The sequence below is a fragment of the Liquorilactobacillus nagelii DSM 13675 genome (assembly GCF_019444005.1).
GTDB lineage: Bacteria > Bacillota > Bacilli > Lactobacillales > Lactobacillaceae > Liquorilactobacillus > Liquorilactobacillus nagelii.
In genome coordinates, this window is record NZ_CP049304.1 from 1312880 (window position 1) to 1335212 (window position 22333).

The following is a 22333-nucleotide window of genomic DNA, read 5'->3' on the forward strand; positions in this document are numbered from 1 at the left end:
AACTGGCTGTCTTTAGGCTGCTTAAATCATGTGGTAATTGTTTAAGCTTGTTGGAATTGTTGTTGGTTGCTTGCTCCAAACTGTTCCCCTCCTTCCGCAAATAAAACGGCTTGTTGTTTGTCATTGAAAATAATAAAATTTTGTCTGGCGGTTACTAGCAGCCTTTGATTAAGACCCACATCTAATTTTCCGTCCACCGTAATTCGTACCAATTGATCATTATCTAATTGAGCATGAATTACTGATTGAGTTCCTAGATATTCTAAATTGCGTAAGGCAGCATTGGTCGTTGGACTAGTAAAATCAGCTTGCAAATCATTCGGCCGAATTCCTAAATAATAATTTCCAGCGGGTAAATTATCTTTCAAAGCTACTTTCAAATATTCATCAACTATTAGATCAGCTGCAACCGCATGTTGGACTGATAATAAATTAATCCGCGGAGTACCAAAGAAACCAGCTACAAAAGTATTTTGCGGTCGTTGATAAATTTCAGTTGGTGTCCCAATTTGTTGAACTTGCTGATCATTCAAAACCATAATTCGATCCGCCATCGTCATTGCTTCAATCTGATCATGAGTGACGTAAATTAAAGTTAACCCCAAACGCTGCTGCAATTCACGAATTTCTGAGCGCATCTTGCCTCTTAATTGAGCGTCTAAATTTGATAACGGTTCATCCATTAAACAAATCTTGGCATCACTGGCAATTGCCCGGGCCAAAGCTACTCGCTGCCGTTGCCCACCGGACAGTTCTCGGGGTTTACGTTCAGCAAATTCGCTTAAGTTTACCAACTTCAAAGCCTCAGAAACTCGTCTTTCGATTTTAATTGGGTTTAATTTTCTAGCCTTCAAACCAAAAGCAACATTATCACGAACATTTAAAAAAGGAAAAAGCGCATAATTTTGGAAAACCATTGTTAATTTTCGCTGCTGCGGTGGCAGTTGATTAGCAACTTGTTGATCAATTTTCAAAACCCCTGCTGAGATTGGAATTAAGCCGGCAATCATCCGCAATAACGTACTTTTACCACAACCAGAAGGACCTACAATTGCGAAAAATTCACCAGTTTGAATTTGCACCGAAACATCTCGCAAAATCAAATTATCGGCATAACTCTTAGTAATTTCTTGTAATTCAATCGACATTTGACCACTCCTTTTTTTAAGACAGTTCTAGTATAGAAAAGTAATGTAAGAAACTAATCTTAATTAAGTAAGGTTTGTGTAACGATTCAATATTCTTTAAATTAGCTAAACGAACAATTTTAGGGCACAAAAAAACAGAGATTCCCATCTCTGTCTGAACGTAATTTTATTTAATTATTTTTTTGTAGTTTCTTGCTGTTGAATTTTTTCAAGCTGCTGATATTGACTCATCATCCATTGCTTGTAATTTTTACCTTTTGGCATAGTTTCTGTTACTTGCAAAACCGGAACATTATTTTGCTTCGCTAATTTCACTAAATTACCAACCGTCTTGTCAGTTGCTTGGGTATTTTGCACAAAGAAGGCGATTTTATGCTGTTTAATATCATTTTGCATATTTTTGACATCTTTTGGAGCTGGATCAGTACCATCTTCAACTGATTTTGCAAAGCCAGTATTATTTTCTTTATAACCTAATTCTTGTAAAGAGTAATCAAAAACCGGTTCGCTGACATCAACTAGTTTATTATCACTATTCTTACTCAACTGTTTAACTTTAGCTGAAAGTGGTGCTAAAGTTTTATTGAATTTTTCGGCATTCTTTTTAAAATAAGCACTGTTTTTTGGCTGTAATTTGCTAAATTTGGCAGCAAGATAATTAGCTACAGCTGGCATTGTCTGTGTTCGATACCACAAATGCGGATTGTCACCAGTCTTTTTATGTAACACATCTTCACCAACTCTGATAACCGTAGCTGAACTATTGTTTTTAGCTAATTTTGTCATCCAACTATCATAACCAATTCCATTATACAAAATGACATTTGCTGCACTAACATCCTTGGCTACTTTATTAGTTGGCTGATATTCATGTGGATCGATACTTGGTTCATTAATTACCGAAGTTACAGTTCCTTTGTTACCCAAGACTGCTTTTGCAGCTTCACCATAAAAATCAACCGAAGCCACAACTTTAATTTTTTTACTGCTGCTGCTCTTTTGACTGCTATTGGAACAACCGGCTAACCCCCCAGCAACAAATAGCAATGATAACATTGACAACAATAAAATCCACTTTTTCCTAAACATTTGATCTCTCCTCTACAACAAATAGTAATAATTACTGTTTTCAGTATAACAAACTAAATTGGCTTGTAAAGAGTAATAATTACGTTTTAACAAATTTTAATTTTTTCTTGCTAAATAGTTAGGAATGAAACTTCTTTGTTCGATCAAGTGCTTGAAAAAAAGCAGGTGCCAAAACTAGCATAATCCCCGCAATTTCAGCTGCATTTAACGTAACTCCTAAAAAAGCAACCGCCAAAATCGTCGCAGTCAGTGGTTCAAATGAACTTAGCATCCCTGTAATAGCTGGTTGAAGATATTTCAGGCTATGTAAATAAAACAGATAAGCTAATAAGGTTCCTCCAACTATAACATAGGCAATTGCCGGATAAGCAGTTATACTTAACTTAATTTTTGTCCGCAACAACAATGGTATAAAAGGCAAACTTCCTAACAACATTGCCCACCCAACAATCAAACCAGTATCATTTCTTTGTAGTAATTTTCGTGGCAACAAAGTATAAGCTGCTTGACCAGCGGCAGCTCCAAATCCCCAAAAAATTCCGGCCGGACTTAACGTTAAGCTAGTTAAACTTCCACGAGTAACTAATAAGAAAACTCCAGCAAAAGCTACCATGATACAAAACAAATCACTACGTCGCGGCCAAGTCAGTTGACTAATTGCCAAATAAATAACAATCAGCAATGGACCAATAAATTGAATCACGGTTGCCGTAGCAGCGTTGCCATAATGAATCGCTTCAAAATAGGCGAGCTGTGACGGAACTACTCCAAAAAAGGCAAAGTAAAATAGCTGTTGGCGATTTGTTTTACTTTGCCAAACATGACTAACTTTTTGCCGCCGAAAAAGTTTCAGAAAAAGCAATAATAATCCTCCAGAAAATAAGAGTCGTATACCGGTTAGCCAAACCGGTGTAATTTCGGTTGCACTAAACAAAAATTGTGCCACCGTTCCCGATGCTCCCCACAAAATTCCACTACTAATTGCATAAAACAGACCTTTTTTCTGATAACTTTCCATTTTACTCCCCCTATTCAAAAAAGAGCTGCTGCAAAACTAAATTTTTGCGCAGTTCTTAACATTGACTATTAGTCAGCCGATCAAGTGACAGCAATTACTCAAATTCCAGTTAGTCTCCCGAAACTCCCCACTTTAAAGTTTCAAATTTCTTGCCGTCAAAGGTTTGCACGATTGTTACACTAGCAGTCGGCACAAGTCCATCTTGCCGAAAATCATCCAACGCAACATTTTGCAAAGACTTAATTAGAGCTGTTAATAACAATCCATGACTAACTATCAATAAATTTGTTGTTCGTAGCTGACGTTGATTAGCAAAAAGAATTTTTTTTAGCCCTAATTGTCCGCGACGAACCAACGCAACATAACTTTCAGCCCCAATTTTTTCAGCTGGAAAACGTGCCGGGTGTTGAAAGTAATCATTAAAAGCGGCCTCATGCTGATGCTGACTAATTGGCGTGCCATCCCACTCTCCCAAATTCATTTCTCGCAGTTGCGGCACAATAATCGGAGTTGTTGCAGGAGTAACTTTATTCTGCGACATGACTAACTCAGCAGTCGTTAATGCTCGTTTTTGTGGTGAGCTGTAGCAGTTTGCAAACTTCACTTGTTGCAATTGTTTTCCTAAACTCAGAGCAGCCTTTTTCCCATCCGTTGTCAACGGTGAATCTGATTGTCCACCATTAAAACAGGCTGTTTGATTAATCTTTGTCAAACCATGCCGCACAAAATACAATTTCATTTTTTCAGCCTCTTACTATAACTTTCATAATTTAACTCTAGGGTCGTTTATATTTTATACCTTTTTGTTTTTTGAGGAAAACTTTTTATAACCAGCTGAACTTTGTCTCAAGCGGGTTAATACTAGGTTAACCAACAGTGCCAAAGCCGCAAAGAAAGCTCCTCCAGGACCAATTCCAACTAAACCTGTATGCAAATAAAGCAAACTTCCAACAGCTGAGCCAATGGCAATTCCCAAATTAGCAAAAATCGAGTTAAACGACGATGCTAACACCATAGATTGTGGGAAATTTTTTTCAGCTACTTCTAAGAAAAATAATTGCGTTGGTGAATTAACCAGGTACATCGTTAAACCCAAAAACATAATAACTGGCACGGCGCTCCAACGACTTCCAAGCACCACCGGTAAAGTTACCAATAAAATAGTTTGGAGTAAAAAAACAACGGTTAATTTACTAAGACCATTCTCATCAGCCATTCGGCCGCTATATAAATTACCCAATAAAGACATAAATCCATAGCCAAATAATAAAACTGCAATTGTATTGCTGTGAAATTTCAAAGCTTGCGCAAACAGCGGTTGTAAATATGTGTAGAACACATAAATCCCAGCTAAATTGAACATTGGTAACAGTACGCCCAATCGGATGCGCCGATCACCAAAAATTGCCAACTGACTGAAAAAGTTGCGAGTTTGTTGCTGTCTTAATCCAGCAGGTAAACATTTCATCGCTAAAATTAACGTCACAACTCCTAACAAACTAATCAGCCAAAAAACATTTCGCCAACTAGTATAACTGCTAATCCAAGTACCTACTGGAACACCAAAAACGGCCGCAATACTAAAGCCCGAAAAAATCCAAGCAATCAAACCAGCTCTTTTCTCCATCGGTGCCAAAAATGATCCAAAAGTAATCGCTAAGGACACAATTGCTCCGGAAACCACTGCTGTCAGCATTCGTGAAATAGCTAAAACAATATAATTACCAGCAAGAGCGGTTAATAAATTACCAGCAATAAAAATCGTCACTAACAGTACCAGACTCCAATATAAACGATGCTTGCCAATCAACAAGCTAATTAGTGGTGTGGCAATCGCATAAACTGCAGCAAAAAGAGTCACTAATAGTCCGACCGCGGCAACCGAAACCGAAAATTGTTGTGCAACATCATTAATAATTCCGACAATAATAAATTCACTGAAGCCTAAAATAAATGATAACGAAACTAAAACAAAGCTTTGAAATCTAAGTGTTTTCAACTTAATACCCCTAATTTTCTAAAAATTAACAACATTTTTTATCGTACACAAATTACTTACAAATTACCAGTGGTTTATTCTTGCTGAGCCTTTGAGGTTAAAATTTTAATTAATTTTTGTTGAATTTCGCCTAGATGATAATTTTTACGATAAGCCAGCGAGATTAAGAAATGCGGCTGTTGCGGATCAACCAAGGCCAATGAAACTAATTCTTCATTAGCTGGAACTGCAATTTCAGTTAAAAAAGCGATCCCAATATTTTCTTTAACCATGGCTTTTAAAACATGGACATCACTAGTTTGATAAACCACATTTGGTTGAAAGTCATGTTGGCGACAAAGACGTTTAAACGCCGTGTTATGAATAAAGCCCTCATTTAAAACAATAAATGATTCCTTTTTTAAATCCTTAAAAGCAATTTTTGGCTGTTGGGCTAAATGATGTTTAGGACTGACAATAATTTTAAAATCATAACTTTTAAACACTTGCGCCATAATTTGGTGTTGTTCAATAGGTTGCATCGAAGCTATTAGAGCTAAATCTAAAGAACCTTTTATTAGCAACTGCAACATATCTTTTGACCCGGTTTCAAAGGTTTCAAGGTTTTTCATCAATCCTTGACGTAATAAAGCAGGAGTTACCGCTGGAAAATAATAGGTGCCAATAATTGGTGGTAAACCAAACAAAATCTTCGTGCTATTAATTCTTTGCAATTCTTTTTGAGCAGTCGCCATTTCATTTAACACCTGCTGAATATGTTCATCCAGTTGATAGCCACTAGCAGTTACCTGTAATTCATGATGGGATTGATCGCGGATAAAAAGTCGGCTGCCAAACTTTTTTTCAATTCGTTTAATCGCCAATGTAATTGTTGGTTGGCTAACTGAAAAATGTGCTGCAACTTTTGAAAAATTTTTATCTTTTATAAGCTGATGAAAATATTTTAAGTCTTTAATATTCATGAGTACCTCCGTTATAAGGAATCATTCTATCATATAAATTTTATTAATGGCAAAGTTAATTTTTGACTATAGATTTTTTTCTATGATATACCTACCCCATAGCCAAAAACAACTCTTTGAAAAGTTATAAACCTTAGGAGGAATTTCATGAATAATGCACAAGCAATTTTAAAAAACCCTTTTATTAATAAAGGCACTGCTTTTAGTCTGGCAGAAAGAAAGCAATTAAACCTAACCGGTGCTTTGCCCGCAGTTGTCCAAACTATTGAAGAACAAGCCCAGCAAGCTTACGGTCAATTTCAAAGTAAAGAAAAGCCGCTGGAAAAAAGAATTTTTCTGATGAATCTTTTTAACACCAACCGGACACTTTTCTATTACCTAATGGGACAACATATTGTCGAATTTATGCCCATTGTCTATGATCCAGTCGTCGCAGAGTCAATTGAACAATATAATGAATTGTTCATTCAGCCACAAGAAGCTGCTTTCGTTTCAATTGATGAACCAAACAATGTTGAAGCTGCTTTGAGAAATGCTGCCAGTGGTCATGATATTCGCTTAGTTGTAGTAACCGATGCTGAAGGAATCCTTGGAATGGGCGATTGGGGAGTCAATGGAGTTGACATTGCGATTGGCAAATTGATGGTTTACACCGCGGCTGCTGGAGTTGATCCATCACAGGTTCTACCGGTATCAATCGATGCTGGAACTAATAATCAAGCCTTATTAACTGATCCATTGTATTTGGGAAATCGTCATGAACGAATCTATGGTGAACGTTACTATCAACTAATCGATAAATTTGTCACTGCCGTTGAAAAACTCTTTCCGGAAAGTTTATTGCACTTCGAAGACTTTGGTCGGTCAAATGCCGCTAATATTTTAGAAAAATATCAAGACAAAATTTTGACTTTCAATGATGATATTCAAGGCACTGGGATTGTTGTTTTAGCTGGTGTGTTAGGTGCAATGAATATCTCGAAAGAAAGAATTACCGACCAGCGCTTTTTAACATTTGGTGCGGGAACGGCCGGCGTTGGAATTGCTCAACAGTTAATGGATGAATTAATTCGTCAAGGTTTGAGCGCTAGTGAAGCTCGCAAACATTTTTACTTAGTTGACCAACAAGGTTTGCTTTTTGAAGATACTCCTGATTTGACACCTGGGCAAAAACTTTTTGTCCGTTCACGAAATGAATTTGCTAACAGTGAACAATTAACGAATTTAGCGAATGTCGTTAAAGCTGTGCATCCAACCGTGATGATTGGAACTTCAACCCAGCCAGGGGCATTTACCGAAGAAATTATTAAAGAAATGGCTGCTCATACTGAACGTCCGGTCATTTTCCCACTTTCAAATCCAACTCGTTTAGCTGAAGCTACAGCTGAAGAATTAATCAAATGGACAAAAGGAAAAGCTTTAGTCGCTACCGGAATTCCAGCTGCTGATGTCGAATATAATGGTGTTACTTATCAAATTGGTCAAGCAAACAATGCTTTGATGTATCCCGGAGTTGGTTTTGGTGCAATTGCGGCAACTGGAAAAGTAATCAATGGCGAAACTTTATCAGCTGCTAGTCACGCTTTAGGTGGAATTGTTGATGCTACATTGCCAGGAGCTGCTGTTTTGCCGCCAGTAGCTAAATTACAAGCATTTTCACAAACAATTGCTGAAGTTGTAGCTCAAAGTATTATTGATCAAGGTTTAAGCAAAGAAAAGCTGACTGATGCTAAAACAGCGATTGCTCAAACAAAATGGGAAGCAAAATATTAAAAAATGTTATCTAAGGGAGAAAAAAATGAGAGTCTTTTTAACTTCAGTTTCAAGTGTCACAGTTATTGTTTTAATTATGGCACTCGGTTATGTTTTACGAAAAAAGCAATGGTTCTCTGATGATTTTGGTAAAAATATATCCTCACTGATTACTAAGATTGCTTTACCAGCTTCAATCTTTATGGCTGTCATGAAAAATCTGACACGTGATAAATTACTAAGCTTGTCGACAGGGCTATTATTTCCGGCATTAGCTGTGGTTATCGGTTATCTAATTGCTTGGATAGCTGTTAAAGTTTTAAAAATTCAACCCGGTCGCCGGGGAATTTTTATGAATGCCGTTGTCAATGCTAATACGATATTTATTGGCATGCCCTTAAACAATGCGCTATTTGGTGATAAAGCGACCACTTATTTTTTAATTTATTATATAGTTAATACCGTTTCGACTTGGGCCTTCGGAGTTTTCTTGATTTCAAATGATGATCCAACGATTGATAAGAATACCCAAAAGAAACATGAAATTAATTGGAAAAAGATTTTGCCAATGCCATTAGTCGGGTTTATCGTCGCCATTTTTTGGATGCTCTTGAAACTACCAGTACCTAACTTTGCTGGCGAGACCTTAACTTATGTTGGTTCACTAGTCACGCCGCTTTCACTAATCTATATCGGTATTGTGTTGGCAGATGCTGGTTTAAATAACATGAGGCTCGATCGTGATTCCGTCTTAGCCTTACTGGGTCGGTTTGTCCTTTCACCTGTCATTTTAATTTTCTTGATTAAATTCGGTGCTGGTTTCGGTTTAAATCTTCCGGCCTTAATGCGACAAACCTTAGTTGTTCAATCGGCAACTCCCATGTTAGCTGTTTTACCAATTTTGGCTAATGAAGCTCATGGTGATGTCAAATATGCCACTAACATTGTCACTATCAGTACTGTTGCCTTTATCTTAGTCGTACCAATTTTAATGGGGATTTTACAATTTATTTAAAGTTGCGGAGGGTAACTGCGCCGACCTCTTATTCCTCCATACCAGGCGCATTAACAAAGAAGAAAGTCTGCGACAAAAGTCGCAGACTTTCTTCTTTGTTGTAACATTCAACTTATTTCAAAGCTTGTTTCAAAGCCACACCAGTTCGTGAATTTGGCTCATTCAAAGCCAATTCAGGAGGACCAGCATAGCAAAGCTTCCCACCATATTTACCAGCATCAGGTCCTAAATCAATTAAATAATCAGCTTGACTAATTACCCGCAAATTATGCTCAATCAAAACCAGCGTGTTGCCTTGATCAACCAACTGATTAAATAATTCAATTAATTTCTCAGTATCTTTTAAATGCAATCCGGTAGTTGGTTCATCTAAAAAATAAAACTCACCTCGATGATTTAATTCCAGCGCTAACCGAAGTCGCTGAATTTCTCCCCCTGAAAGAGTAGTCATCGATTGACTCAAAGATAGATAGCTTAACCCCACTTTTTGCAAGAGATGTAATTTTTGTTGAATTTCTGGTTGATCCGTAAAAAATTTGACTGCATCAGCAATCGGCAAGCTCAAAACCTGATGGATATTTTTGCCGTGATACAGGTAGTGTAAAACTTCTGGACTATAACGTTGACCATGACATAACTCACAGGTTTGAACAACTGGATCCATAAAAGCCATATTGGTGATGGTTACCCCCTTACCCTTGCAACGTGGGCAAGCTCCTTTACCATTGTAACTGAATAACTGCAGTGAGACTTGATTAGCTGTCGCAAATAATTTTCTGATTGGATCCATAATTTTTAAATAAGTCGCTGGCGTCGAACGGATGTTGACGCCTGTACTTGTTTGCTTAAGGTCAATATAATTGTCAGTAATCTGCTGTTTAATCGCATCAACTAAAGTACTTTTCCCGGAACCAGCTGGCCCGGAAACAACCGTCAGTACCCCCTGTGGCAGTTTAAGGTTAATTTTTTTCAAGTTATGCTGCTGCATTATTGGCAGTGACAGCCATTTAACAGCCGTCCGTGGTACTTTAAACTTTAATGGTTGGCGCAACATCTGTCCGGTTATTGTTTTTGAGGTTAACAACTGGCGATATGTGCCACTAAAAGTAATCTGACCTCCTTGGGCGCCTGCTTTTGGCCCCATTTCGACTACCCAATCAGCTAATGAAATAATGGCTGGATTGTGGTCAACCAAAATCACAGTATTCCCTTGATTTTTTAATCGCAGTAAAGCACGTTTGATCAACTGAATGTCGTGTGGATGCAAACCAACACTGGGTTCGTCTAGAACATAAACTAAATCTGAAAGTGAACTGGTTAAGTATTTTGCCAGTTTGATCCGTTGAGTTTCACCACCTGAAAGCGTATCAGTGCTGCGATCTAATGATAGATATCCCAAGCCGATTTCAATCAAAGCTTGGATTTTAGTTAAAAGTTCGCGAATAACATCTGTAGCAAGCGGAGCTTTAATCTTTTTCAAAAAAGCTACTGTTTGAAGTAAATCTAATTGCCCAACCTCAGCAATATTTAAACCATTTATTTTGCAAGTCAATGACCTTTCTTGCAATTTTAAGCCATGGCAAAGTGGACAAACTTGGCGCGAAACAACTTGACTAATTGCTGCTTGATGATGCTTACCTTCAGCACTATGGACAATTGAACGCATTATTCGCGGAACTAGGCCCTCATATAATTGCGTTTTTCCCCACCAAGCTGGTGGATCTTTCAATTTTTGCTGCGGTGCATGCAATAAAAGTTCCAACTCTTCTGCTGAAAAGTCTTTGATTTTTTTGTCTGGATCAAACAGACCGGTTTTAGCATACCGCTTCCAGCGCCAAGTTCCAGGGCCAAAACTAACAAAGGTGATGGCTCCTTCGTTTAATGATTTATCCAGATCAATAATCTTTTTTTCGTCTAATTGATCAACATACCCTAAGCCCTGGCATTTTGGGCACATGCCTTGTGGCAGGTTAAATGAAAAATGCTCCGAATACCCTACCCATGGTTGACCGACTCGCGAAAACAATAAACGTAATAATGAGTAAATTCCCGTATAAGTCGCTAAAGTTGACCGAGCATTCTTGCCAACTGGTTTTTGTTCAACCACAATTGCAACTGGTAAATGTTCAATTTTTTCAACTTGCGGTTGACCAAACTTCGGCAAATACTGCTGTGTAAAACTGGGAAAAGTTTCATTCAGTTCACGTCTGGAAGTTGCAGCTAAAGTATCAAAAACCAACGAGGATTTACCAGAACCAGATAAACCAGTAAAAACCGTCAACTGATATTTAGGTATTTTTAAACTTACTTGCTGAAGATTATTTTCAGTAGCATGTTTGATTTCAATAAATCCATGTTCAAAAATTTTATTCACTTGATTTCCTTCTTTGTTTCTAATTCAATCAGTCGGTGACGCAAAGCTGGATCAACTGCATAGATTCCTAGGCCATAGCGACCGCGTTTCAACAAAATATTAACCACATTTTTGATCAATTGACTTCTTGCGGCGGTTAAGTCGGTCAAATCAGCTTGATGACGTTTTTGCAAAGCTGTTTGATCTTCAAACTTATTCGGATCAACCACAATTTGATTAATTGATTCGTCATAACTAATGCTCGGCCCCAAAATTACCCCAGCATAATTCAAGTCAAAACCCTGAATAGTGTAAATTGAGCCAACCTCATGCAACGTTTGTGGTTGACTAGCCCACGGACGATCTTGGTAATTAAATCGATCCCAAGGTAATTTTAGTGTTCCCGCCTCAACATACCAAGGCTCTTTGCTGAATACCCGAAAAGGAAAATCCGTTGTCGCTAATAAACGTGATAGCCCGAATTGCTGATCCTTTTGTTTGATCCAATTAAATAATGGTTGACCATCGGGAAAAATTTTCAATTCATAATCATGAACTGTCGGTAACGGAAGCAACTTTCCCATGATTAGTTGATCAAGCCAAGCTGCCACAGCTGGAGATTTAAGCCGCAACTGCTGTTTTAAGTGAACAAATTTGACGTGATAGCCCGCCAAATGGTGCCGTAACATTTGTTCGGACCAGTAACTTTTTAATTTAACGACCTGCTTAAAATCCAGTACTAGAACTAAGACTTTGCTCCATTTTAATAGTTCATCAAGTTGATTATCAGCTAGAAAGTGATTAAAACGATCCGCTTGACTTAATAACAACTGAGCTTCATCAACAAAAACGATATCTGCTGCTTGCTGTAACTTTTCACAACGATTAATAAATGGTGTTGGCTTTTGAAAATCTTTTTTATGTAAAAAAGATTGCTGCTGTGCAATTTCCCAGTAGATTTTCAACATTTCATTGTGATTGACTAACAAATAATTTTTAGTTCCAGCTAGTGGTGCGTCAGATTGATGTGCTTGCTGTTGCAGTTCGCTGAAAACTGCACTTAAAACTGCGCTCTTACCCGAACCAGCATCCCCACTAAGCACGAAGACTGCAGGTTGTTGATCATGCAAGTGCTGTTTGGCAAATCTTAGAATTTGCTGTTGAATTTTTTGCTGTTGTTCAGTCAATTCAGCTTGGGCTGGTAAAATAAAGGTAGATGCTACTAAAGACAAAATTATTCCTCATTTCTGCAAATTAAATTAGGTTGCTGCTTAATTTTTTTCAAATAAATAGGTTTCAAACTAACTCCTAATCCCAGCTGTGTTGGAACTTTAATTTGCCCATTTTCTAAAATAAAATCTTCATTGATTAAATCTGCTTGATAGTAGCGGTCACTAGCTGAAAGATCACTAGGATAGTTGAAAACTGGTAAACTTGCTAAGGCTAAACTAGCCGCACGTCCAATTCCGCCTTCCAGCATTCCGCCACACCAAATCTTTAATTGCTGTTGCAGACAATAATTAACAATCCGCAATGCTGTTGTAAATCCCCCAACTCTTGATGCTTTTAAATTAATGGCTCGACAACTTCCAAGAGCTACTGCTGTTTTAACATCCGCTAAGCTAAAAATATTTTCATCTAAACAAAGATCAAGCTTTAAGTGCTGTTGCAATTGCGCGTGACTAACTAGATCAGTTGGTTCAAAAGGCTGTTCCAATAGCAACAAATTCGGCAATTCAGCTAAATTTTGCAACTGAGTCAACTGCTGAAAAGATAGACAAGAATTAGCATCCAACATAAAATTGGCTTGTGGAAATTGCCGAATTAATCCTGCAGCTTGACTTAACTCCTGGGAATTGCGTAATTTTAGTTTAATTCGCTGATAACCCTTGGCTAGTGCTCGGGTAATTATTTGCTGTTGAACTTTTAGATCTGCCTGAGCTCCTAGACTAATTCCAACTGCAATTTTATTTTGCGGTTTAAGTGACATAAATTGTCCTAGATATTGGGCTAAACTCATTTGCTGATGTTGCGCAAATAAATCCCAAATTGCCATTTCAACTGCTGCTTTAGCAGTCTGATTACCTTGAAGATCAGCCATCAGCTCAACAAAATCTTGTGGGCATTTTAAATCTGCAGTTTGCAATCGTGGAACTATTTGTGATTGGATGACCCACCGCGCCGTGATTTGCGACTCTGGCAGATATGTTGGTTCGTCAAAAGCTTCAAGTTCACCATATCCTCGATAGCCAGTCTGATCTACGACTTCGATGATCGTCACCCAGCGAGTTGTCGTTGCACCATGGCTAGTAGCAAATGGATGTTTTAATATTAATTTAACTGGCAAAAAAGCTAATCTGACAACTTTCATATTAATCTCTCCTGTTTAAAAATTTGAAACAGACTTGTCCAATTTTCTAAATGGATATTATGACCAGCCGCTGGAACTACGAAACGCTGTGAATGAGGTAAACGCGTTGCCATTTTAGCTGTTATGCGCTGAAATTTCAAATCCTGTTCGCCGGCTAAAAGTAATACGGGTATTTGCAGTTTAGCTAAAGCTGGCCAATAATTCGGCATTTGTCCAGTTCCCATTGCTGCTAAACTTCGGGCTAACCCCTGTTTTTTTTGGTTTAATCGCTGTTGGCGAATAAAATTTCGCTGAAAAGACGGTAATTTTTGTTGCGTTGCAAACAAAGGCAGTTGTTCCCAACGATCAACAAAGGTCGTTAACCCCTGATCTCGCAGTTGACCTGCTAATTGGATGTCATGCTGCTGTCGTGCTTTTCGCTGCTTATCATTAGCAATTCCGGCAGTACTGCTTTCTAAAATTAGATATTTAACTAATTGGGGATGTCTTAATGACAAAGCCAAGGCCACTCGACCGCCCATTGAATATCCCCAAACAATTAATGGCGGCTTTAGATACTGGCAGATCAACAAAGCTAACTGATCTGCCTGTTGCTCAATTGAAAAATCAGGATCTGAACAAGCGCTGATCGTTTGTCCATGTCCCAGTAAATCCGGAGCGGTCACTGTCGCGGGTAGATCAGACATGATTTTTGAAAAATCCGCATGACTTCCCATAAAACCATGCAGGAGCAACCATCCCGGATTAGTACCCGGCTTTTGTTCAAGATAATATTCGGTTTCTTTAATTTTCACTTTCATTAAATCAATTCTTCCTGAATAACTGTTTGAATTTGCCGATTCAACTGCCGATGTTCAAGTAAATTAGCCGTGCGATCTGAACGTATTTCGATCAATTCTAATTTGCGTATTGGCTGACTAATTAATTCTTGAAAGTTAGTCGGCGTATCGGCCAAATGATAATCTGCCTGATAAGCAGCAGCTAAATGCTGCAAATCAAGATTCTGTGGTGTACCAAAGACTTGATTAAATCCAGGTTTGCCCGACTGTGGTAAAAACGAAAAGATTCCACCACCATTATTATTGTTAATAATAACTCGTAATTTTAATTTATAATTCTTAGCCATCTGCAAACCAGTTAAATCATGAAAAAAGGCTAAATCGCCAGTCAACAAAACATTTTGCTGCTTTGAATATTCAGCTGCCATCCCTAAGGCCGTTGAATTGATACCATCAATTCCGTTTGCCCCACGATTGCAAAAAATTTTGGCTTGCGGTTGCAACCAGAAGTTCTCTACATCGCGAATCGGCATCGAATTGCTAATAAAAGCATTGCCTGGCTGAAGACCTTTTCCTAACCAATAAACAGCGGCGATTTCACTTAATTTGGTTTGCTGTAAAAAATAATCATCCAGCTGAGCTGTAACTAATTGTTCTACTTGTTGCCAACGCTGCAACCAATCTAATGGTGCTGGCTGGATTGTTAAATCTTTCAAAAAATCAGTGGCAGACAACGGAAAATAATACTTAGCCTGGAGAGTAGCCTCAACTCCGCTATGATGTTGATCTAAAAAATAAGTTGGAACTGAAATCTGTTTCAGCCAATTACTAATTGCAGCCGAAACTAAGGTTGAGCCAGTTTGAATAATGACCTCTGGTTGGTACTTAGCTATATTAATAGTTGGTAAACGACACAAAAAATCAGCGGTACTAATTAAATTTGAGTTAGCTGCTGACCTTAGATTACTTAAAGGATCAGCAATAATCGGCCAATTATTGGCTTGAGCCCACTCTAATATTTTTTGACTACTAATCAAATCACGTTTAGATTGTGGACCAGCGATTATTAAACCACGTTTACCAGATAATTGTCGACTAAGCTGCTGTTTTTGAGTTGCATCTAATTGAGCAGAAACAGCTTTAAAATTCAGTGGCTGTAGGTTGTCCGGCAACTTAAAAGGTAATTGCGGTACAAGTGGTTTGCGCAGCGGCAAGTTTAATTGAACGGGTCCAGCAGGTTCTTGTTTAGCCACGGCAACACTTCTTTGAACTGTCTGCCACAAATATTGACGTTCCTTAGTTGAGCTGCTCGGCAAAGGCAGCTGCCAGAAATGCTTAACATGATTGCCATATAATTTTTGTTGATCAATCGTTTGTGGAGCTTGAATATCTTGTAATTCGGGTGGGCGGTCAGTTGTCAGAACCAGTAAAGGCAAATGTGAAAGCTGAGCTTCACAAACGGCAGGAAAATAATTTGCGGCGGCCGTCCCAGAAGTGCAAATTATTAAAGCAGGCTCAGCACTTGCTTTAATCAAGCCAAGGGCAAAAAAAGCTGCCGACCGCTCATCTACATCAACATACAGTTCAATCAATTTTTCTTGTGCTAATTGAGCTGCAGCTAAAGCCAGCGGCGTTGAACGCGATCCTGGTGACAAAACAACGCGTTTAATTTTTTGTGCCAGCAAACCTTCCCACAAACAACTAATATATTTTTGCAACATTTCATTTTCGTTCATTTTTCTTTCGGCCTTTCAGTAACTTTAGCATTGGCTGCATTTTATTATGTGTTTCAATTGTTTCCTGTTGATAATCTGAGTCAGCTACAATTCCTGCTCCAGCAAATAAATGTGCCTGCAACCCAGTTAATAAAGCTGAACGAATTGCAACCGTAAATTTGCCTTTGGCTGTAAAATCAAGCCAACCAGTTGGTCCGCCAAATAAGCCACGATCCCAACCTTCAAAATCGCGGATGAATTTTAAAGCTGCTTGCTGTGGTTGACCACCTAACGCGGGAGTTGGATGAAGTTGGGCAAGTACCCGCCAAGGATCAACTTCTCCGTAAGCTGTAATCGGTGTATACAAATGCTGCACACTGCCAGTAGCCAGCAACTGTGGTTCGGTCGGATGTTCAATCTTTAATGCGAGCTCTTGCAGTCGGTGGGTAATTTCTGCAACCACAATTTGATGTTCGATTCGATTTTTTGTACTCTGCAGTAATCGTTCACCTAATTCTTGTTGTTGATTGAGTGTATCTCCTCGAGCGGTAGTTCCTGCTAAAGCATCAACACGTAGTTGATGCGGTTGAAACTCAGCTAATTTTTCGGGTGTCAAACTAATAAATATTTGATCCTGATATTTTAATAAAAACTGGTAATTCTGCTGCTTAATCAATGCTAATCTTTGCCAAAGCTCACCGGCTGTTAAGGACTGATTTAAAGTTACCATAGCTTGACGAGCTAAAACTACCTTGGCTAACCGTTGGGCTTGAATTGCCGCCACCGCTTGTTGAACAGTCTGCTGCCAAGAAGCAACTTGTACTTCAGATACTTGTTGAATTTGAGCCCTGCCAGTTGTTTTCTTAGCAGCAGCTAAACAAGCCTGCAAACGTGATAACTGGCGACTACCATTTTTTACAGTGGACGCACAACTAATTGCAATTGTCTGCGTTGAATTTTGCGAAATCATTAATCGTGGTAAAAAGAAATACCCAGCTGCTAAGCCTGCCCAAGCAGTGGTTTTTTTCAATGGATCAAATAAAAAACTACCAGCAATTAGTGGTGCCGCAGTAGTAATGGTTGTATTCCAGTCAGTTTTTAAGGTTTGATACCAGTTTTTAACCGTTAAAAACTGGTTTTGCTTGGTTTCTTTAGCTGGAAAACACTCAGCAGCGACACCCAGACATAATTTTAAGGTTTGATTTTCCCAATCAAAAAAAACAAAGGCTGTTTCAAACTGGTCAAGTAAATAGCTAATTTGAGCTGTGCTTAACCGTGATAATTTTTTTTCTTGATAATGCAAATTTTTCTTCAAAATATCACCTTACAATTTAAACTTAGTCAATTATGCTGATCACTATCACTTATTTTTTTGCAGCCGATTGTATTTTTCACCCCAAACTGCCATTGCCAAAATAACCGGTTTCAAGGTTTGTCCTTGGAGAGTTAAACGATACTCAGTTTTAAATGGTTGATCTTGATAAGTTATTTTTTCAATAATTTGATCTTGTTCTAATTCCTTCAACTGCAATGCCAACATTCGTCGAGAACAGTTTACTAGCTGACGCTGCAGACTGCCAAAGTGACAAACTTTTTCTTGCAACAGATGGTATAAGATAACACTCTTCCATTTGCCGGAAATAATCTGCAAAGTACTTTCAACCGGACAACCAGGCTGACAATCAAAAACTTGACGCTTCATTAATTTTCACCTCATCCAAACGGAAAATTTTGTTACTAGTTACATTAATTTCACGATTGTATTCACTAGAAATAATTTTATCATTGAAACAGTAGAGAAACAAAAAGGAGCGATTTTCTTGAAAAAAATGCAAGCAATTGGATTTCAAAAATCTTTACCAATTAATGCCACAAATAGTCTATTTTCTTTTGAAAGTTCCATCCCAGTTCCTGCAAAACACGATTTACTGGTTGAAGTTTCCGCAGTTTCGGTCAATCCCGTTGATGTTGGAGTTCGTAAAAGCCATAGTCAAGCTTTAAAAAAGCCAAAAATTCTCGGCTGGGATGCAGTTGGTATTGTTAAAAGCATTGGTTCTGCTGTTAGTTTGTTTCAAACTGGTGACCGGGTTTTTTATGCCGGTTCTTTTAAACGACCGGGATCCAATAGCCAGTATCAACTAGTCGATGAACGAATTGCTGCTCATGCCCCTAAAAAGTTAACTGATGCTCAAGCAGCCGCAATGCCGCTGACTGCTTTAACTGACTGGGAAGCCCTTTTTGAACAGTTAGAAATTCAGCCGCAAAAATCAACCAATCAAGCAGCTGTAATTTTAATTATCAATGGTGCCGGTGGTGTCGGGTCGATCGCTACTCAATTAGCTCATCAAAGTGGATTAACTGTAATTGCGAGTGCTTCAAGGTCAGAAAGTATTGACTGGACATTGCGTCACGGAGCTGATTTAACCGTCAATCACCGTAATAATTTGGTTAAAGAAGTCCAAAAATTAGGATTTGCGACAGTTGACTATATTTTAGAACTCAACGACCTTGATGGCCATTGGAATGAAATGGCTGATTTAATCAAACCCGGTGGAAAAATTGTTTCAATTACTGAGAACCGTCAGCCAGTTGATTTAAAAAAAATAACGCGTAAACGAGTAAAATTTGCGTGGGAATGGATGTTCAGCAAATCCTACTACCAAACAGCTGATTTAATCAGTCAACATCAAATTTTAGAAAAAATAGCAAACTTGCTAGATCAAAAGAAACTGCAAAGCACACTAACCACAGAACTTTCGCCCATTAATGTAACCAATCTTAAAAAAGCTCATCAATTAGTTGAAAGCAATCAAATGATTGGTAAAGTAGTTGTCAGTAATCATCACAGCTAAACTTTTTTAAACGATTAAATAGCAAATCTTATCCTTGAAGGCCTGATAATCCGAGGTTAATATTTTGTCTAGCTTATGGTTATCTTTGACCGTATATTTTAGTATTGGGAGCTAAAAAGAGTACGAGGATTTCACCTCGTACTCTTTTTATTGTTAATATTTTTACCAAATGCCTAAAATTTTGGTCCAAATAGTTCCGATAGATAACCAAAGGACAATATAAACTAAACCTAAAATAAAGTTCATCCGCCACCAATCTGTTTGTTTAACATAACCAGATCCGAAATAAATCGGTGCTGGTCCAGATGAATAATGCGTAGTCGAGGCAAAAAGATTGCCAAAAAATCCTAGCATTAATGCCGCCAAAGTTCCTGGAACACCAGCCGCTAAGGCAACTCCCAGCATTGCTGCATACATTGCACTAACATGCGCAGTTGAACTAGCAAACAAATAATGACTGTAAAAATAAGTGATAATCAAAATTACTAATACGACAAACCAACTAAAGCCTTTCAGCTCACCTGCAATTGTCTTGCTCAGCCATGGAATAAAGCCCAATTTATTTAGCTCGGTTGCCATCATTACCAAAACAGAAAACCAAGTCAGTGTATTCCATGCACCGGTTTCATGTAAAACATCCTGCCACTCCAAGACACCGGTTAATAACAGTAAACCTAAAGCGATAAAAGCGGTTAATGTCGCATCAATTCCAGTAACTGTTCCAGTAACCCATAACAATAAAGCAATCAAAAAAATCAAACTCATAATTTTTTCAGCCGTCGAAACTCTTCCCATTTGTTGTAATTCTTGATCAGCCCACTTTTTTGCATTGGGTGTTTCCTTGATTTCAGGTGGGTACATTTTATAGATTATCAAAGGAATTAAAATCAAAGAAATAATTCCAGGCACCAAAGCAGCTAAAAACCACGTCATCCAACTAAGATCAATCTGTTTAGCCGCCGCAAAAGTTTGCGCTAAAGGGTTAGCTGCCATCGCTGTTAAAAACATTGCTGAAGTAATTGCATCTCCATGAAACTCTGAAAACACTAGAAAAGAACCGATTTTACGTTCAGTTCCTTTTTTAGGATCTGAATCAAAAGTCTGCGCCAATGACTGAATAATCGGATAAATTACTCCACCAGCTCGTGCAGTATTACTAGGAGTTGCTGGAGCCAAAACCAAATCAACCCCAATGATTGAATATGCCAAGGTTAAAGTTCGTTTTCCAAAAAGTTGTACAAACTTCAAGGCTATTCGTCGACCAAGTCCCGTTTTGATAAAGCCACGTGAAATAAAGAAAGCCATCGCGATTAACCAAATACTACTATTTCCAAAACCAGCTACTGCAGTATTGATATCGACTATCCCCGTCAAGGTAGCAGCTACAAAACCAATAATTGCAACGGCTCCAATCGGTAATGGTTGCCACAAAAATTGCAAACATCCGCCAAGCTGCAATTGAAAGTGCAGCTGGTCGCAATGGAGCTAAAAACCAAAGAACCAAACCAATAACAACCGGCCATAAGAATTTCCGATAATTAATTTTTTTAAGCATTTTTTGCTCCCCTCCAAGCTATTCAGTACGCTTGTCAACCACTTCCGACTGAAGTCAAAAATTTGTGTAAATTCAACTGAAAGTGCAGCGACCACAATTTGCTTAAATTGCAGCGTCTGCTCCCAAACATATCTTATGTGCTAATTAACAAACCCTTAGAGTCTGTTGTTTCCAGACGGACTGAATAGTTATACCAAAGCTATACTGCTTTACTTCTCAATTCATCAACTGTACCCAAATCGTAGTTTTTGATCAGGATTGTCGAAAAGAAGTGTAAAAAGTCCTTATCATTTAACTACCTAATTCAAATCAAGAGATTTCTGACTTAATTTTCGTTAAATACTTGCAAGCTTGCAAACCTGCCTGGCGACCAAAAATAACTGTTTCAGCAATTGAGTTACCACCAATTCGATTATTTCCATGCAGTCCACCTGCTACTTCACCACCAGCAAATAACCCTTTCAATGGCGTACCATTTTCTTTTAAAACTTGAGCTTTTGCATTAATTCTTACTCCCCCCATGGTATAGTGAACCGCTGGGGCGATATGAATTGCCAGAAATGGTCCGACCGAAATATCACGATCCATTCCTGTTGAACGCTCAAAGTCGTCATCATGTTGTTGAGCAACTTGTTGATTCCAAGTCGCGATTGTCGCTGCTAATTTTTCAGCCGGGACTTCAATTTCCGATGCTAATTCAGCTAATGTTTCACCATGCTTTACCAAACCAATCTGATCATAAAAATCTACCGCTTTAACATGCTCACGAATTCTTGAATCTAAAATTAAATACGCACTTTTGGTCGGTAATTGATTAATTGCTTCTGTCACATTTTTTCGAGTATCCAATTCATTAACAAACCGCTGCCCGTTAGCTGTAACTAAAATAGCTCCCTCACCACGAACTGCTTCGCCAATTAAGTAAGCATGATCTGTATCCTGCTGAACGGTAGGATGGACTTGAACTTGATCCATATCAACCAGCCCACTTCCCGCTGCTTGTGCTAATAAAATACCATCACCAGTTGCTCCAGGTTGATTAGTTGTTTGATAGTCAGCCAAATCTGGTCGAAATTTTTGCAATAATTTATGACTAGCGCCAAAACCACCAGTTGCTAAAATTACCGCTGAAGCAGTCAACTTCTTTTTGGAACCATCTGGTAACGTAACCAGTGCTCCCTTGACTGTTGTATCAGCTGCTTGTAGTAACTGATCAACATGGACATTAGTGAATAATGGAATCTGCTGTTCAGCAACTTTCTTCAATAAGCCAGTGACCAAGAAACCACCAATTGGTGCCATACTGCTTGGACGATGAGTTCGTTTCAATTTCATTCCACCGGTAATTGTTAAATCATCCAGTACGATCCCTTCTGTTGCCAACCAATTAATTGATAAAGCGGCATGCGAAGTAAAATACTGTAATAATTCCGGATTGCTTAATCTACCACCACCACGGTAAGTATCTTGATAAAATTCCTGATAACTGTCAATAATTCCATGCTGTAATTGTGCATTAGTTTCAGCTGCATTCATTCCTGAAGAAGCTCGAGTTGTGTTGCCGCCGATTTTAGCCATTTTTTCTAAAATTGCAACTTTTGCTCCAAGTTCTTTAGCTTGCAAAGCTGCGGTTAGACCTGTTCCACCAGAACCAATTACTAATAGATCATATTGATCTGCTAATTCTTTCAATGAAGTCGGCTGAAAAATAAATTTTTTAGTCAT

General features: G+C 38.4%; 17 protein-coding genes and 1 pseudogene. 3 read left to right on the forward strand and 15 right to left on the reverse strand.

Features of this window, described 5'->3' with window-relative positions:
- Positions 1–41 precede the first annotated feature (41 nt).
- The 6 genes from G6O73_RS06730 to G6O73_RS06755 all read right to left on the reverse strand — a co-directional run bounded on the left by G6O73_RS06730 (position 42) and on the right by G6O73_RS06755 (position 6216).
- Positions 42–1148, reverse strand: coding sequence for an ABC transporter ATP-binding protein (locus G6O73_RS06730; RefSeq protein WP_057886278.1), 1107 nt, complete (start codon positions 1146–1148; stop codon positions 42–44).
- Positions 1149–1322: 174 nt separating this feature from the next.
- Complete coding sequence (locus G6O73_RS06735; protein ID WP_057886279.1) at positions 1323–2237, reverse strand: metal ABC transporter solute-binding protein; 915 nt, start codon at positions 2235–2237, stop codon at positions 1323–1325.
- A 118-nt stretch (positions 2238–2355) separates the two neighbouring features.
- The gene (locus tag G6O73_RS06740) at positions 2356–3255 is read right to left on the reverse strand and encodes an EamA family transporter (RefSeq protein WP_057886280.1); all 900 of its coding nucleotides are present in this window, start codon (positions 3253–3255) and stop codon (positions 2356–2358) included.
- A 109-nt stretch (positions 3256–3364) separates the two neighbouring features.
- Positions 3365–3994, reverse strand: a complete 630-nt coding sequence (locus G6O73_RS06745) for a histidine phosphatase family protein (RefSeq protein ID WP_057886281.1) — start codon at positions 3992–3994, stop codon at positions 3365–3367.
- A 54-nt stretch (positions 3995–4048) separates the two neighbouring features.
- Positions 4049–5254, reverse strand: a complete 1206-nt coding sequence (locus tag G6O73_RS06750) for an MFS transporter (RefSeq protein ID WP_083478533.1) — start codon at positions 5252–5254, stop codon at positions 4049–4051.
- A 74-nt stretch (positions 5255–5328) separates the two neighbouring features.
- On the reverse strand, positions 5329–6216 hold the full coding sequence (locus G6O73_RS06755; RefSeq protein WP_057886283.1) for a LysR family transcriptional regulator: 888 nt from the start codon (positions 6214–6216) through the stop codon (positions 5329–5331).
- Positions 6217–6363: 147 nt separating this feature from the next.
- Between G6O73_RS06755 and G6O73_RS06760 the strand changes: the two genes are divergently transcribed.
- Positions 6364–7989: a malolactic enzyme gene (locus G6O73_RS06760; RefSeq protein WP_057886284.1), complete on the forward strand. Its 1626-nt coding sequence runs from the start codon at positions 6364–6366 to the stop codon at positions 7987–7989.
- 25 nt (positions 7990–8014) lie between these two features.
- A complete protein-coding gene (locus G6O73_RS06765; protein ID WP_057886285.1) occupies positions 8015–8983 on the forward strand; it encodes an AEC family transporter in 969 nt (322 codons plus the stop codon).
- A gap of 112 nt (positions 8984–9095) precedes the next feature.
- Here G6O73_RS06765 and G6O73_RS06770 read toward each other — a convergent pair whose 3' ends face one another.
- From G6O73_RS06770 to G6O73_RS06800, 7 genes are read right to left on the reverse strand one after another with little or no spacing between them, the layout of a single operon-like run.
- Positions 9096–11357 (reverse strand): ATP-binding cassette domain-containing protein, encoded by a 2262-nt coding sequence (locus G6O73_RS06770; RefSeq protein WP_057886286.1) that lies wholly within the window; start codon positions 11355–11357, stop codon positions 9096–9098.
- Positions 11354–12574, reverse strand: a complete 1221-nt coding sequence (locus tag G6O73_RS06775; RefSeq protein WP_162254610.1) for a DUF2075 domain-containing protein — start codon at positions 12572–12574, stop codon at positions 11354–11356. Before G6O73_RS06775 ends, G6O73_RS06770 begins: the two co-directional genes overlap by 4 nt.
- Entirely contained in the window at positions 12571–13707 is a 1137-nt protein-coding gene (gene menC / locus G6O73_RS06780; protein ID WP_057886288.1) for an o-succinylbenzoate synthase, read from the reverse strand. Before menC ends, G6O73_RS06775 begins: the two co-directional genes overlap by 4 nt.
- Entirely contained in the window at positions 13704–14507 is an 804-nt protein-coding gene (gene menH, locus G6O73_RS06785) for a 2-succinyl-6-hydroxy-2,4-cyclohexadiene-1-carboxylate synthase (RefSeq protein WP_057886289.1), read from the reverse strand. The genes menC and menH overlap by 4 nt, the downstream gene beginning before the upstream one ends.
- Positions 14507–16222: a 2-succinyl-5-enolpyruvyl-6-hydroxy-3-cyclohexene-1-carboxylic-acid synthase gene (gene menD / locus G6O73_RS06790; RefSeq protein ID WP_057886290.1), complete on the reverse strand. Its 1716-nt coding sequence runs from the start codon at positions 16220–16222 to the stop codon at positions 14507–14509. The genes menH and menD overlap by 1 nt, the downstream gene beginning before the upstream one ends.
- Positions 16209–17516 carry an isochorismate synthase gene (locus tag G6O73_RS06795; RefSeq protein ID WP_057886291.1) on the reverse strand — a complete coding sequence of 436 codons (1308 nt, stop codon included), beginning with the start codon at positions 17514–17516 and terminating at the stop codon, positions 16209–16211. The genes menD and G6O73_RS06795 overlap by 14 nt, the downstream gene beginning before the upstream one ends.
- A 45-nt stretch (positions 17517–17561) precedes the next feature.
- Positions 17562–17903, reverse strand: coding sequence for a winged helix-turn-helix transcriptional regulator (locus G6O73_RS06800; RefSeq protein WP_057886292.1), 342 nt, complete (start codon positions 17901–17903; stop codon positions 17562–17564).
- Between the two features lie 127 nt (positions 17904–18030).
- Here G6O73_RS06800 and G6O73_RS06805 point away from each other — a divergent pair, with 127 nt between their 5' ends.
- Positions 18031–19053 carry a zinc-binding alcohol dehydrogenase family protein gene (locus G6O73_RS06805; RefSeq protein ID WP_057886445.1) on the forward strand — a complete coding sequence of 341 codons (1023 nt, stop codon included), beginning with the start codon at positions 18031–18033 and terminating at the stop codon, positions 19051–19053.
- Positions 19054–19215: 162 nt separating this feature from the next.
- On the opposite strand, the pseudogene G6O73_RS06810 reads toward G6O73_RS06805, so the two are convergent.
- Positions 19216–20608 (reverse strand): annotated as a pseudogene (locus G6O73_RS06810) (anion permease).
- Between the two features lie 309 nt (positions 20609–20917).
- Positions 20918–22333, reverse strand: a complete 1416-nt coding sequence (locus tag G6O73_RS06815; RefSeq protein ID WP_057886293.1) for a flavocytochrome c — start codon at positions 22331–22333, stop codon at positions 20918–20920.

Excerpts from the sequence above, each read along its gene's own strand:
- G6O73_RS06730 (WP_057886278.1), bottom strand. The coding sequence starts at position 1,148 with ATGTCGATTGAATTACAAGAAATTACTAAGAGTTATGCCGATAATTTG.
- G6O73_RS06735 (WP_057886279.1), bottom strand. The coding sequence starts at position 2,237 with ATGTTTAGGAAAAAGTGGATTTTATTGTTGTCAATGTTATCATTGCTA.
- G6O73_RS06740 (WP_057886280.1), bottom strand. The coding sequence starts at position 3,255 with ATGGAAAGTTATCAGAAAAAAGGTCTGTTTTATGCAATTAGTAGTGGA.
- G6O73_RS06745 (WP_057886281.1), bottom strand. The coding sequence starts at position 3,994 with ATGAAATTGTATTTTGTGCGGCATGGTTTGACAAAGATTAATCAAACA.
- G6O73_RS06755 (WP_057886283.1), bottom strand. The coding sequence starts at position 6,216 with ATGAATATTAAAGACTTAAAATATTTTCATCAGCTTATAAAAGATAAA.
- G6O73_RS06760 (WP_057886284.1), top strand. The coding sequence starts at position 6,364 with ATGAATAATGCACAAGCAATTTTAAAAAACCCTTTTATTAATAAAGGC.
- G6O73_RS06765 (WP_057886285.1), top strand. The coding sequence starts at position 8,015 with ATGAGAGTCTTTTTAACTTCAGTTTCAAGTGTCACAGTTATTGTTTTA.
- menC (WP_057886288.1), bottom strand. The coding sequence starts at position 13,707 with ATGAAAGTTGTCAGATTAGCTTTTTTGCCAGTTAAATTAATATTAAAA.
- menH (WP_057886289.1), bottom strand. The coding sequence starts at position 14,507 with ATGAAAGTGAAAATTAAAGAAACCGAATATTATCTTGAACAAAAGCCG.
- menD (WP_057886290.1), bottom strand. The coding sequence starts at position 16,222 with ATGAACGAAAATGAAATGTTGCAAAAATATATTAGTTGTTTGTGGGAA.
- G6O73_RS06800 (WP_057886292.1), bottom strand. The coding sequence starts at position 17,903 with ATGAAGCGTCAAGTTTTTGATTGTCAGCCTGGTTGTCCGGTTGAAAGT.
- G6O73_RS06805 (WP_057886445.1), top strand. The coding sequence starts at position 18,031 with ATGCAAGCAATTGGATTTCAAAAATCTTTACCAATTAATGCCACAAAT.
- G6O73_RS06815 (WP_057886293.1), bottom strand. The coding sequence starts at position 22,333 with ATGACTAAAAAATTTATTTTTCAGCCGACTTCATTGAAAGAATTAGCA.